The organism is Kitasatospora sp. NPDC058492, assembly GCF_042720685.1.
Taxonomy (GTDB): domain Bacteria; phylum Actinomycetota; class Actinomycetes; order Streptomycetales; family Streptomycetaceae; genus Kitasatospora.
Window position 1 is genome coordinate 66,934 of sequence record NZ_JBHXMU010000046.1, and the last position, 12,792, is coordinate 79,725.

At 71.6% G+C, this 12,792-nt stretch carries 8 protein-coding genes; 2 read left to right on the forward strand and 6 right to left on the reverse strand.

Annotated elements, in window-relative coordinates:
- The 3 genes from ACFWPI_RS27185 to ACFWPI_RS27195 all read right to left on the reverse strand — a co-directional run.
- The coding region (locus tag ACFWPI_RS27185; RefSeq protein WP_380425095.1) for a hypothetical protein at window positions 1–5,512 on the reverse strand (5,512 nt) is incomplete at its 3' end.
- 327 nt (window positions 5,513–5,839) lie between these two features.
- The gene (locus tag ACFWPI_RS27190; RefSeq protein ID WP_380377851.1) at window positions 5,840–6,433 is read right to left on the reverse strand and encodes a fasciclin domain-containing protein; all 594 of its coding nucleotides are present in this window, start codon (window positions 6,431–6,433) and stop codon (window positions 5,840–5,842) included.
- 191 nt (window positions 6,434–6,624) lie between these two features.
- Window positions 6,625–7,128: a GNAT family N-acetyltransferase gene (locus ACFWPI_RS27195; protein ID WP_063350778.1), complete on the reverse strand. Its 504-nt coding sequence runs from the start codon at window positions 7,126–7,128 to the stop codon at window positions 6,625–6,627.
- A 278-nt stretch (window positions 7,129–7,406) separates the two neighbouring features.
- Here ACFWPI_RS27195 and ACFWPI_RS27200 point away from each other — a divergent pair, with 278 nt between their 5' ends.
- Together ACFWPI_RS27200 and ACFWPI_RS27205 are read left to right on the forward strand one after the other, a co-directional pair.
- The gene (locus tag ACFWPI_RS27200) at window positions 7,407–8,009 is read left to right on the forward strand and encodes a hypothetical protein (RefSeq protein ID WP_380377848.1); all 603 of its coding nucleotides are present in this window, start codon (window positions 7,407–7,409) and stop codon (window positions 8,007–8,009) included.
- A gap of 250 nt (window positions 8,010–8,259) precedes the next feature.
- A complete protein-coding gene (locus ACFWPI_RS27205; RefSeq protein WP_380377847.1) occupies window positions 8,260–9,504 on the forward strand; it encodes an MFS transporter in 1,245 nt (414 codons plus the stop codon).
- Window positions 9,505–9,572: 68 nt separating this feature from the next.
- Here ACFWPI_RS27205 and ACFWPI_RS27210 read toward each other — a convergent pair whose 3' ends face one another.
- The 3 genes from ACFWPI_RS27210 to ACFWPI_RS27220 all read right to left on the reverse strand — a co-directional run bounded on the left by ACFWPI_RS27210 (window position 9,573) and on the right by ACFWPI_RS27220 (window position 12,350).
- Complete coding sequence (locus ACFWPI_RS27210; protein ID WP_380377845.1) at window positions 9,573–10,202, reverse strand: ATP-binding protein; 630 nt, start codon at window positions 10,200–10,202, stop codon at window positions 9,573–9,575.
- 105 nt (window positions 10,203–10,307) lie between these two features.
- A complete protein-coding gene (locus tag ACFWPI_RS27215) occupies window positions 10,308–11,168 on the reverse strand; it encodes a DUF3592 domain-containing protein (protein ID WP_380377843.1) in 861 nt (286 codons plus the stop codon).
- A 102-nt stretch (window positions 11,169–11,270) separates the two neighbouring features.
- A complete protein-coding gene (locus tag ACFWPI_RS27220; protein ID WP_380377842.1) occupies window positions 11,271–12,350 on the reverse strand; it encodes a hypothetical protein in 1,080 nt (359 codons plus the stop codon).
- Between the last annotated feature and the right edge of the window lie 442 nt (window positions 12,351–12,792).

The following is a 12,792-nucleotide window of genomic DNA, read 5'->3' on the forward strand; positions in this document are numbered from 1 at the left end:
GGTCGAGCGTGCCGGTGAGCGTCCAGCTCGCGGTGCCCCCGGCGGGGATCTCGACCGCCGGGCAGGTGGCGACGCCGGCGGCGACGGCGCAGCTGGCCCCGCTCGTGTCATCGGCCATCGCGGGGTTGTCGACGCCGTCCGGGATCCGGTCGGTGACCACGACGTTCCGGGCCCGCGAAGGACCGTGGTTGGTGACCGTCACCCGCCACCGGATCGGGCCACCCGGCACCACCGGATCGGTGAGCAGGATCTTGGAGGCGGTCAGGTTCGCCTGCGGCGACGGGGAGCCGGTGGGCGAGGCCACGGCGGTGTGCGAGGAGGCCGTGGGGTCGGGGCCGCCGGTGACGGTGGCGCCGTTGGTAGGAGTGACCGTGGCGTTGGGGTCGAGGACGCCGCTCAGGCTGTAGCTGTGCGACTGACCGACCTCCAGCTCGATGGCCGGGCAGGTTGCGACGCTGCCCGAGACCGGGCAGGCGGCCCCGTCGGTCTCGGACGTCATGGTCGGGCTCGACACTCCCGCCGGGATCCGGTCCGTGACGACGACGTTCCGGGCCCGCGAAGGACCGTTGTTCGTGACGGTGACCCGCCACTGGATCTGCTGCCCGGGCACCACCGGGTTCGTCACCAGCACCTTGCCGAGCGTCAGGTTCGCCTGCGGGATGACGGCGCCGGAGGGGCTGGCGACCGCCGTGTGTGTGGGCGTGGCCGGGTCCGGGCCGCCGGTGACGGTCGCGGTGTTCCCGGGCACGGCCGTGGCGTCCTGGGCGAGCATGCCGGTGAGGGTGAAGGTCGAAGTCGCGCCGACCGGGATCTCCACCGCCGGGCACGTCGCCGTGCCGGTGCTGACCGGGCAGGACGAGCCCGTGGCGTCCACGGTCATCACGGCGCCGACCACCTGGTCCGGGATCCGGTCGCTGACGACCACATTGCGGGCGGTCGACGGCCCCCGGTTGGTGACGGCGACCCGCCACGAGATCGGCTGGCCGGGCACCACCGGGTCGGTGAGCAGGATCTTCGTCACGGTCAGGTTCGCCTGCGGCTGGGCCGTCTCCGTGGGAGTCGCCGTAGCCGTGTTGTTCGACGGGTTGGGGTCCGGGCCGCCGGAGACGGAGGCGACGTTCACGGGCGTGCTGGTCGCGGCGGCGTCGAGCGTGCCGGTGACGGTGTAGGAGGCGGTGCCGTCGGCCGGGATCTCGATGGCCGGACAGGTCGCCGTGTTGCCGGCGATCGGACACGGCGTGCCGTCGGCGTCGGCGGTCACGGCCGGATTGTGGACCTCCGCCGGGACGGTGTCGGTGACGACCACGTTCCGTGCCCGGGAGGGGCCGTTGTTGGTCACCGTCACCCGCCACCGGATCGGGCCGCCCGGCACCACCGGGCTCGTCAGCAGCACCTTGGCGATCGACAGGTCCGCCCGCGGGGCCGGCGAACCGGACGGGGTCGCGACGGCGGTGTGCGTCGGAGTGGCCGGGTCGGGACCACCCGTGGCGGTCGCGGTGTTGGTCGGCGTGGTGGTCGCGTTCGGGTCGAACGTGCCGGTGAGGGTGTACGACTCCGACTGGCCGACGGCGAGCTCGATGGCGGGGCAGATCGCCTGGTTCCCGGTGATCGGGCACGGGGTGTCGTCGGCGTCCGCAGCCATGGTCGGGTCCAGGACGCCGGCCGGGATGGTGTCGGTGACGACCACGTTCCGTGCCCGGGAGGGGCCGTTGTTGGTGACCGTCACCCGCCACTGGATCGGGCCGCCCGGCACCACGGAACCGGTGACCAGCACCTTGGAGAGCGTGAGGCTGGCCTGCGGAGAGGGCGAGACGGACGGGGTCGCGACGGCGGTGTGCGTGGGCGTCGCCGGGTCCGGGCCGCCGGTCACGATGGCGGTGTTGGTGGGCGTGGTGGTCGCGTCCGAGGCCAGGGTGCCGGTGAGGGTGTACGACTCCGACTGGCCGACGGCGAGCTCGATGGCCGGACAGGTCGCCCGGTTCCCGGTGATCGGGCAGAGGCTGCCGTCCGTGTCCCGGGCCAGGGACGGGTTCGCGACGCCGTCAGGGACGGTATCGGTGACGACCACGTTCCGGGCCGTGCTCGGTCCGTTGTCGGTCACGGTGATCCGCCACTGGATCTGCTGTCCGGGCACGACCGGGTTGGTGAGCAGCGTCTTCGAGACCGTCAGGCTGGCCTGTCCTGAGGGGGTGGTGGTCGGCGAGGCGACGGCGGTGTGGGTGGGTGTGGTGGGGTCGGGTCCGCCGGTCACGATGGCGGTGTTGGTGGGTGTGTTCGTCGCGTTGGGGCTGAGGGTGCCGGTGAGGGTCCACTTCAGCGTTTGGCCGACGGGGATCTGGACGGCCGGGCAGGTGGCTGTCCCGTTGGCGATCGGGCAGGTAGTGCCGTCCGTAGCCGTCATGCTGGCGTTGGTCACGCCGGTTGGTACCTGGTCGGTGACGATGACGTTGCGGGCTTCGCTGGGGCCGTTGTTGGTGACGCTGACCTGCCATTGGATCTGCTGTCCGGGCACGACCGGGTTGGTGACGAGCACCTTGGAAACGGTCAGGCTCGCCTGCGGTGACGGCGAGCCGGACGGGGTCGCGACGGCGGTGTGTGTCGGGGTGGCCGGGTCGGGACCGCCCGTCACCGTCGCCGTGTTGGACGGTGTCGTCGTGGCGTTCGGGCTGAGGGTGCCGGTGAGTGTCCAGGTGAGCGAGCCGCCGACGGGGATCTCGACGGCGGGACAGGTTGCTGTCCCGTTGGTGATCGGGCAGTTGGTGCTATCGGCGTCGGCCTTCATCGATGCGCCGGTCACTCCGCTGGGGACCGCGTCCGTCACCACGACGTTGCGGGCGCGCGAGGGCCCGTTGTTGGTGACTGTCACCTGCCACTGGATCTGCTGCCCGGGCACCACCGGGTTCGTGAGCAGCGCCTTCGACACCGTCAGGCTCGCCTGCTCGGAGGGGGATGCTGTGGGGGAGGCCATGGCGGTGTGCGTGGACGCGGAGGGATCCGGACCCCCGGTGACGGTCGCGGTGTTGGTGGGTGTGGTGGTCGCGTTGGCGTCGAGGGTGCCGGTGAGTGTCCAGGTGAGTGAGCCGCCGACGGGGATCTCGACGGCGGGGCAGGTTGCTGTCCCGTTGCTGATCGGGCAGTTGGTGCTATCGGCGTCGGCCTTCATCGACGCGCTGGTCACTCCGCTGGGGACCGTGTCCGTCACCACGACGTTCCGGGCGCGCGACGGCCCGTTGTTGGTCACGGTCACCTGCCACTGCACCTGCTGTCCGGGCACCACCGGGCTCGTCAGCAGCGCCTTCGACACCGTCAGGTTTGCCTGCGGCGACGGAGTGGCGGTCGGCGAGGCCACCGCCGTACGCGTCGGGGTCGCCGGGTCGGGGCCTCCGGTGACCGTGGCGGTGTTGGTGGGGGAGGTGGTGGCGTCGGGCGACAGCGTGCCGGTGAGCGTCCAGGAGAGCGAGCCGCCGACGGGGATCTCGACAGCCGGGCAGGTGGCAGTCCCGTTGCTGATGGGGCAGTTGGTGCCGCCGGTGTCGGCCGTCATGGAGGCGCCGGTCACTCCGCTGGGCACGGTGTCGCTGACCACGACGTTGCGGGCCCGCGACGGGCCGCTGTTGGTCACCGTGATCCGCCACTGGATCTGCTGTCCGGGCACCACCGGGTTGGTGAGCAGGACCTTGGAGATGCCCAGGGTGGCTTGTCCGCCCGGCGGGATCGGGTTCGCGGTGCTGGTGCAGTTCGGGGTGCAGCCCGGGTCGGTGGCGCCGCCCGGAGGGGTGACGGTGGCGCGGTTGTCCAGCGCACCGGTGGCGTCGGCCGGGACGGTGCCGGTGAGGGTGTAGGTGACCTGGCCGCCGGCCGCGATGTTGACGGTGGTGTCGATGTTCCCGGTGCCCGACGCGGTGCTGCCGCAGCTGCTTCCACTGGCGGCCGTGCAGGTCCAGGTGAAGTTCTGGACGGAGGCGGGCAGTGTGTCCCTGACGCTCACTCCGGTGGCGTCGGAGGGGCCGCTGTTCTTCACCACGATCGTGTAGGTGAGCGGCTGGCCGGGGATGTACGGGTTCTTGTCCGGTGTCTTGGTGACGGACAGTCCGGTGGTCGGCTGCGACGGCGTGTCGAGGGTGGTGGAGCAGGTCGGGCCGCAGTTGGGGTCGGTGCTCGCCGAGGGGCGGGTGACCGTGGCGGTGTTGGTGAGCGTCCCGGTGGTCGAGGGAGGGACGGTGCCGGTGACCGTGTAGGTGACGCTGTCGTTGGCCGCGATGGTGGCCGTGGTGTCGAGGCTGCCCGAGCCGCTCGACGTGCCGCAGGCGCTGTTCGCGGTGGCGGCCGAGCAGGTCCAGGTGAAGCCCGAGAGTGCGGACGGCAGGGCGTCGCGGACGGCCGCGTCGACGGCGGGCGCGGGGCCGGCGTTGCGGACGGTGATGGTGTAGGTCAGCGGCTGGCCGGGGACGTAGCCGGCCTTGTCGGCGGTCTTGGTGATGGACAGGCCGACCGTGGTCTGCCACTCGATGACGACCTCGCCGTTGCCGCCGTTGGAGTAGCCGCCGCCGTCGCCGATGCCGCGCACGTACTGGGTGTCGGTGCGGCCGCCCGAGGTGCCGCCCTGGCCGTTGCCGGTGCTGTTGGTGCCGTTGGAGGTCTGGGTGTTGGTGACGCCGGTGCCCCGGTTGTAGCCGGAGCCGCCGCCACCCATGCCGTTGGGGTCCAGGGTGCCGGAGCGCTGGCAGGCGCCGCCGCCACCGCCGTAGTAGCCGCCACCGCCGCCGCCACCACCTTCGTAGCCGCTGTTGTTGGCGCCGCTGCCACCCTGGTACTGGCTGCCGGCGGTCGCTGCCGCGCAGGCCGTCTGGGTGGCTGCCGCGCCGCCCGCGGTCTGGGTGCCGCCCCGGCCGGAGGCGGCGGGCTGGTTGTCCTGGCCGCCGTTGGTGCCGCCGCCGCCACCGGCCGCCGGGGTGGTCGCGTCGGCGCCGGGCGAGGAGCCGCCGCCACCACCGGCGATGAGCAGCGGGGTGGTTCCGTAGGTGCCGTTCCACACGGCGCTCAGCCCGCCGCCGCTGCCGCCCGTCGCGCTGGCGCCGGCGGCGTTCGTGAATCCCTGGCCGCCGGCGCCGCCGCCGCCGTACGTCGGGCTGGTGCTGTTCATCACGCCGCCCTGCCCGGAGGTGACGGTGAGCCGCTGGCCGGGCGTCACGGCGAGGGTGCCGGTGGTGTAGCCGCCGCCACCGCCCCCGTACTGGCCGGTGTAGTAGGGGCGGGGGGACCCGGCGCCGCCGGCGCCGAAGACGCGGGCGTAGACGCTGCTCACCCCGGCGGGCACGGTGAAGGTCTGGTCGCCGCCGCTGTAGGTGAAGCGGACGCAGTTGGTGTTGGTGGCGGACGGTGTGCAGGAGGCCTGGGCGCGGTTCCGTTCGACGAGGCGCGGGGCGGTGTGCTGCGGGTGCACGGAGGCGGCGAGGGCGAACCCTCCTTGCGGTACCAGGCACAGCAGGGCGAGGACGCCACGCAGCAGCATGGACACTGGACCGTCGACCAACGACCGCACCGGACGCACCGGCGCCTCCTCTCGCGATCACGCGTCAGCACGCGTGCGCGACCAGGAATAACCGAGGTCACAGTGGGCAGCGGCCACTCACGACCGTGTCATCTGATCATTACGTGAGAATCCCTGCTATTGGCCTATTGGGATGCCTCGGCCGGGTCTTGCGGGCGGCGACGGAGTTGCTGTTCCTGTCCCGGAGGACTCCGGTAGGAGCTCTGCCCGGAACGACGGGTCGGGGTGGGGAGCAGCCGCCGCGACCCGCGTGTCGACGTCCCGGTTCGCTCAGTGCGTTCAGCTCGTTCAGTCGAACGCCGGTACCTGGTCCAGCACCGCCAGCCGCGCGTTCGCGGTCCGGATGCTGCCGCAGACCACCTGCGCACCGCCGATCCGGTAGTCGTCCCCGCTGCCGGTCGCCTTGATCACCGCACCCTGCAGCGAGGTGTAGGACTTGTCCGCCAGATCGGCCTTCCGCAGGTCCCGGACCACGATCAGGCGGCGCAGCAGGTCGCTCGCGCCGGGCTGGGCGCCCAGGGCCTTCTTCTGGTCTTCCGGCAGTTTGGCGAAGGCCGTGTCGTTCGGGGCGAAGACGGTGACGTTGTCCATCGAGTCGAAGACGTCCTTGGCCTTGGCCGTCTTGATCAGCGAGGACATCGAGGTGAGGTCCTTGGTCTGGTCGATCGCGGACAGCACCGGGATGCCGCCCATCGAGGCCAGGCTCCCGGGGCCGTCGGCCGGCAGCGCGGCGCAGTTCGGGCCGAACGCCTGCTCCGGCGGGGGAGGTGCGGCGACCGCCGGAGCGGCAGCGTCGCTGCCCACACCGGTGCAGCCGGCGAGCGGCACGAGGGCCAGCGCGACGGCTGCGGTCAAGACGGGGTGGGTCGTGCGACGACGCATGCGAAGTCCTTCTCAAGGGGGCGAACCGGCCTATCCGGGCTGAATACGCTCAGATAGTGACACGGGAACGGGACGATCCCCGGGACTGACCTCACTTGACCGCCCGTCACCGAATCGGTGCCGGGCTCCGGCGGACCGGCCCGCCCGGGCGACGGGCGAGCCGAACGGGCTGTCCTCGCCCGGACCCCCCGTCAGGGGGTGAGTCGGAACGCCTCCAACTCCATGCCGTACCAGCGGGTGGTGCGGCCCAGCGCGGTCATGCCGAGCCGGTGGCAGACGGCCAGCGACGGCCGGTTGTCCGGCCGGACCACCGCGTGGATCTCGGCCAGGCCGTCCGCGAATCCCTTGGCCACGGCGCCCTGCGCGGCCTCGGTGGCGTAGCCCTGCCCCCAGCTGTCCGGATGGAGGTGCCAGCCGACCTCGACCTCTCCGTCGCCGTCCGGGATCGGGATGAGCAGGACGGAGCCGGCGACCACGCCGGTGTCCTTCCGTTCCGCCGCCCAGGTGCCGAAGCGCGGGTCGGCCGAGCGGGAGCGGAAGCGTTCGATCGCCGCCTCGGCGTCAGTGAGGTTTTCCAGGGTGCGGGGATCGCGGCCCAGCCACTGCGTCACCTCCCAGCGGGAGTAGATGTCGAGTGCCCGCTCGCGGTCCTCGGGCTGCCACTGGCGTATCGTCAGGCGATTGGTCGTGAACATGGACGTGATTCTGCTCCGACTGACCTGCGGGTGCCAGGCGCAGGCGCTTCCGGCATCGACCGAGCGGCCTCCCCGCAGGGCTTCCACACCGCGGCTTCCACCGCCCCGACCGGACGGGCTCCCGTGCGCAGGGCGACTTTGGGCCAAGATTGCCTGTTCATGCGATCGGCACATGTTGTGCACACTTCCTCCCCGTAGGGTGTGGCCGTCCCATCCCGGGTTCCCCCGTCAACGGGCCGCATCGTGCTGCCCGCCGCTAGGACTGGAGTGAATTGACCATGTCTGACCGCCACTTGTGGAAGCATCTGACAACTGCCGTCGTCCGCAGGGGAGTCGGCGCCACCCTGGGCGCCCTCGCGCTGATCGCGGCCTTCGTCCTCGCGGGCACCGCCGCCGGGACGTCGAGTGCGGCGGCCCAGCCGGCCGGCTGGGGCGGCCCCGGCAAGTGGGCCTGCTCCGGCGCGCCCGTCCAGTCCGGATGGGTCATCACCATCTACGACCGGACCGGCTGCAACGGCTCCGGTTCCTGGTACCAGGAACCGGTCAAGGACGGGATCTGGACCTGTTCGGGCTCGCCGATCGTCCCCGGGTACGTCATCACCGACCACATCCAGACCGGCTGCAACGGCATCGGCTCCTGGCGGCACAACCTCCCCAAGGACGGGATCTGGACCTGCGGCGGATCGCCGGTCGTCAGCGGCTATGTCATCACCGACTACATCCGCAACGGCTGCAACGGCGTCGGAGCCTGGCGGCACAACCTCGCGCGCGTCGGCCTGTGGACCTGCCCGGGCTCGCCCATCCCGGCCGGCTTCCGCGCCACCACGTACAGTGCCGGCGGGTGCAGCGGCCTCGGCGCCTGGGCCCTGGTCCGCGCCTGACCCCACCCGCCCGGCCCGGAGGCACCGCGCACTCGTCGTGCCGGTGCCTCCGGCACGCTCCCACAACGGCAGCTGGTCGAAGCCGTCGCCGTCGGCACGCACAGCGTCGAGATCCACGCCGGCCATCGTGTCCACACAACGGATGGTTGTGCCCTCCCGGCGGATCAGTTGTTTGATCCCGCCATTCGCCATCCGCTTTGATGCCGGTGGTCAGCGGGTGGTTGTTCGGATCGGCGAGAGGCGTACGGGTATGAATGGGCGGCGGGCACTGGGGCGGCGGTTCGGATGGCTGTGGGCGGCGTTCGCGGTCAGCTCCTACGGCTCGGGACTCGGATTCGGCGCGTTCCCCCTCCTCGCGATCGTCGTGCTGCACTCCGGACCGACCCAGGTGGCGCTGCTGGCCGCCGCAGGACGGGCGGTGGGGGCCCTGGTCGCCGTGCCGCTCGGTCCGTGGATGGAGTTCCGGCGCAAACGGCCGGTCATGATGGCGATGGACCTGACCCGGTTCGCGGTGCTGCTGAGCGTCCCCGCCGCGTTCGTGCTCGGCCGGCTCAGCTTCGCCCAGCTCCTCGTCGTCTCCGTCGTCACCGCCGCGGCCGACATCGCCTTCAGGGCCGCCAGCGGCGCGTACCTCAAGACGCTCGTGCCGCCCCAGGACCTGCTCGTCGCGAACAGCCGGTTCGAATCGACGACCTGGACCGCCACCACGGTCGGGCCACCGCTCGGCGGGGCCGCCATCGGAGTGTTCGGCCCGGTGGTGACCGTGGTCGCCGACGCCCTCAGCTACCTGCTCTCGGCCCTCGGCATCCGCGCCATCGGCGGCACCGAACCGCACCCCGCGCCGACCGGCGCACCGCGGCTGCGCGCCGGGGACCTGCTCGAAGGGTGGCGCCACATCCTCACCCACCCCACACTGCGCCCGCTGTTCCTCAACGCGATCGCGGTCAACGGCCTGATCATGGCCGCCGAACCGCTGATGGCCGTACTCCTCCTCGGCCACCTCGGCTACGCACCCTGGCAGTACGGCCTCGTGTTCGCCTCCCCCTGCGTCGGCGGCCTGCTCGGCTCACGCCTCGCCCGCCCGCTCGCGACGCGCTTCGGACAGCACCGGACGCTGCTCACCGCCGGAGTGCTGCGCGCGTGCTGGCCCATCGGGCTGGCGTTCGTCCAGCCCGGGGCCCCCGGGATCGTCCTGATCGTCACCGTCCAGCTCGGCCTGGTCACCTGCTGCGGCCTGTTCAATCCGCTGCTGGCCACCCACCGGCTCGAACAGATCGACCCCGACAAGCTCGCCCGCACCCTCGCCGCATGGTCGATCAGCAGCAGTGCCGCCATCGCGGCCCTCACCGCCCTGTGGGGCCTGCTGGCCGCCACCACCAGCCCCCGCACCGCGATCGCCGCCGCCGGAATCCTCCTCCTCGCCACCCCGTTGCTGCTGCCGCGCCGCGAGAGGACGCCCCGGAAGGCAGGGGAACAGGCCGCGAGCCTGACCTGAGACGCGGGAGGACCCGGCATGGGGGAGCTCGGACAGCTGCCGGTCGGGTGTCTCGGACGGCTCGGATGTCAGTGCGGCCCACGCCGGTCGTCGAGCTGGACCTCCAACTGCGGCCAGGTTGCGGCCAGGCGTGTCAGGTCGTCTGCCGTCGGGGTGGTGAGCGAGCCCACCGGTGTGCCCGGCTTGAAGTGGACCAGTGTCCCGGTCGTGCCGTCCACCTCGACGGGCTCCAATCCGGTGACGGGGACGCCGAGTTCGTAGCGCTGGGTCCAGGCCCCGTTGAGACGGCGGTTGGTGTGGACGAGCCAGTCGCTGAGCGCTGCGACGACGGACATGCCGCGCCGGGGATGACCGTCGGGCAGCACTTCGGCCTGCGGGGAGTCGAAGAACCGAAGGTCCTTCGTCGCCATGACGGGCTTCTTCACGCTCCGGCCCTGCTCGTCCACCCGGGTGTCGGTGCCCCGCCCGTTGTCCCTGACGGACAGGGAGCTGTCGGTGTGGAGAACGAGGACGCAGCGCCCGCTGCCGTTTCCTGATGCTTCGTCGGCCGCATAGCCTAGGACTTCCAGGGCGAGGTGCCACGGTCCGCCCGGAGCGAACTCCGCCGGGTTCTGCCTGATGTGCGCCAGATGATCCGTATCGACGGCGCTCGACCAGTCATGTGTCGTGTTGACCCACTGGGCCCTCGGTTCATTCATCGGGCCAGGATGCCGCAGGCCGACGACGGCTCCGGGACCGGCCCCGTGACTGGCGACCGTTCGTGGCATCCGTGCCGGTCGAGGCCGGGCGATGGCCGTTGGGTGTCAGAGCAGGACCGCTCCCGCGACTGCCGCTGACGCCGTGACGAGAACGCCCACGATGCCGCTGGTGACTCCGCTCCTCCAGGACCGCTGTGCGGCCGCGAGGTCCGGGGTGAAGTCGGCCGGGTCGGCGGGGGAGTAGTGGATCGTGACGTTCCGGCCGTACGAGTTGGTGGGGTCCGGCAGGCCTGAAAAGCAGTACGCGGTGACGGCCGCGCCCTCGTGGGTGGTGAAGGCGACCACCGGCGTCTGGCTGGTGGAGGTGTAGCCGTCCTCGTCGGTGCGGACGCTCCTGACGACGGCGACCACACGGCCCGGAACGGGAACCATCGCGGCCAGGGTGTCGAACCGGCTCCGCGCCTGGCGGACCTCCGGGGGCAGGGAGCACGCGAGGAACACGCTCCACGGCGCGCCGACACCGATCAGGGCCCACGGCCAGCCCCAGTCGACCGCGGCGACGACCACCAGCCCGACGCAGATCAGGAACACCGCGAAGTTCGGCCAGCCGAGCCCGTAGCGGCCGGCCCAGAGGTCGTCGGTGAACCGGAAGGCCTGCGGTCTTCCGGGCGGATAGCGGATCCCGATCTCCCGGCCCGTCCAGGCCGTGCTGATCCTGTCGCCGCAGTCACCGTCGTTCGTCACGGTGAACTCCTGCCCGGTGGAGGGGTCTTGGAAGGTGACGACGACCGCTATGCCGTCCCCCTCGGAACCTCCGTGCCGCGGCTCCTGCACCCGCTCGATCCGCCCCATCACCCGGACCGTCCGCTGGGCCCGGGTCGCCCCCGCCAGCGACCGCCCGTACCCCAGCAGTGCCAACGTGCCGAACACCCCGCACCAGAGCGCCAGATAGTCGTGCCAGCCCATGAGTCCTCCTCCTGTCCTCCGGGTACGGTCTGCCGGGGTTCGTTCGCTGCTGTGGCAACCCGCCGTGTCGAAGCGCGTCGAGTGCGGGTGAGGCGCGGGTGATCAGCGTGCCGGGGCTCGGCGCACTACCTGGCCCTCACCGTTCGCCTCCAGCGAGGCACTGCCCTCGGGCCCGGTCACGCCGACCCTGATCGTGAGGGAGCCGGCGAGATGGTCGGCAGTGATCTGCCAGGACGTCGGGGAGTGGACGCCGAGCGTCGTTTCGGCCTCCTTGACCAGGGCCGGGAACCGCTCGTAGGGCAGGGAGAGCGGATCGAACTGGGGGGCCTTCGTGCCGCTCGGGGAGAACACGACCGACAGCACGCGGTCCTGCGCGAAGACGGTGATCGCCTGGCGCGGATCCTTCCCCTCGGTAAGGGAGTTGATGGCCTTGCGTAGTTCGCCGTCGTCGAGGAACGACTGGTCCGGCCCGAGAGAGACCGTCCCGGTCCCGGACGACACCACCGTGGTCGACCACGTCGAAGTGACCGTCGGCGCCGGGGAGGCGGAGTCCTGCTGCTCGAACAGGTCCACGCGGAACAGGAAGACCACGGCAGCCGCGGCGAGCAGCAGGCCGAAGAGCCCGACGAAACCGGTCGAACGGCCCTCGGAAGGCTCGGTCACCATGGTCGACTCGGGAGCCGAATCCAGCTGAGCGCCGGCCGCCCGCTCCTCCCACTCCGGGGTCGGCCGCTTCACGATCCTCACCCGCCACGGCCTGTCCTGCGGATACTTCACCACCAGGACGCCGCGCGGCCGGTAGTCGGGGAGGTCGACCAGGTTGATGTCCTGAGTGATCCCGACGCGGTAGGCAGGATCGTCGTCCGGTGCGACGGTGAGATCGAACCGCACCGGCACGTCGCTCGTCTCACCCCCAATGGCGCGCAGGCTCTCGATCACCGCGAGCGCCGTTCGGGGCACGACCTCCGCCTCCCGGGCCCGCCGTGGCGCCCCGGCGAGGAGGAGCAACAGGCCGTAGGCGATGGGCAACCCCAAACCCCCGATGAACAAGGGCACCTTCTCGACGACCACACCGACGACGAGCGCGGCCAGCGAACCCCCGATCACGGCACCCGTCAGGAAGCTGCGGGCGAGAGCGACCGGAGTACTGCGCGGGGGCGGCGCGCTCGTGGTGATCGTCATACGGGTGATTGTGCCGGGCCGGGGTGACAGTCGGTAGGCCTGGGGCGGGCGTTGTTCACGCGGAGCCGGCAGGACGCGGAGTGGGCCGGCTGTCAGGAGCAGTCGGAGCGATGGGCGAAGGGCTGCGCGCGCTCCTCGAAGGGCAGGTCCCGGATCGCGCCCGTCGCGGGGCGGTTTCGACGGGTGGCCCGGTTCGCCAGCTCCCGCGGTCGACCTCACGGGAGTTGGCGATGAGCGGCCGGTCTGTGCGCGAGCCGAAGGTCGGGCACGAGGGGCAGAACGGGCGCTGGGCCCGGGTGTCGAGCCTGCTGTTGGCGGGTGGCTATTGGGTGTTTGTGCTGGTGTTTTGTGTGAGTTGGTGGTTGAGGTTGGTGAGGGCGTTGTGGGTGGCTTTGGTGTGTTGGTTGGGGATGGTGTGTTTGGGGAGGAGGGTGGGCCATCC

Coding starts and splice junctions, on each gene's coding strand:
- ACFWPI_RS27190 (WP_380377851.1), bottom strand. CDS start 6,433: ATGCGTCGTCGCACGACCCACCCCGTCTTGACCGCAGCCGTCGCGCTG.
- ACFWPI_RS27195 (WP_063350778.1), bottom strand. CDS start 7,128: ATGTTCACGACCAATCGCCTGACGATACGCCAGTGGCAGCCCGAGGAC.
- ACFWPI_RS27200 (WP_380377848.1), top strand. CDS start 7,407: ATGTCTGACCGCCACTTGTGGAAGCATCTGACAACTGCCGTCGTCCGC.
- ACFWPI_RS27205 (WP_380377847.1), top strand. CDS start 8,260: ATGAATGGGCGGCGGGCACTGGGGCGGCGGTTCGGATGGCTGTGGGCG.
- ACFWPI_RS27210 (WP_380377845.1), bottom strand. CDS start 10,202: ATGAATGAACCGAGGGCCCAGTGGGTCAACACGACACATGACTGGTCG.
- ACFWPI_RS27215 (WP_380377843.1), bottom strand. CDS start 11,168: ATGGGCTGGCACGACTATCTGGCGCTCTGGTGCGGGGTGTTCGGCACG.
- ACFWPI_RS27220 (WP_380377842.1), bottom strand. CDS start 12,350: ATGACGATCACCACGAGCGCGCCGCCCCCGCGCAGTACTCCGGTCGCT.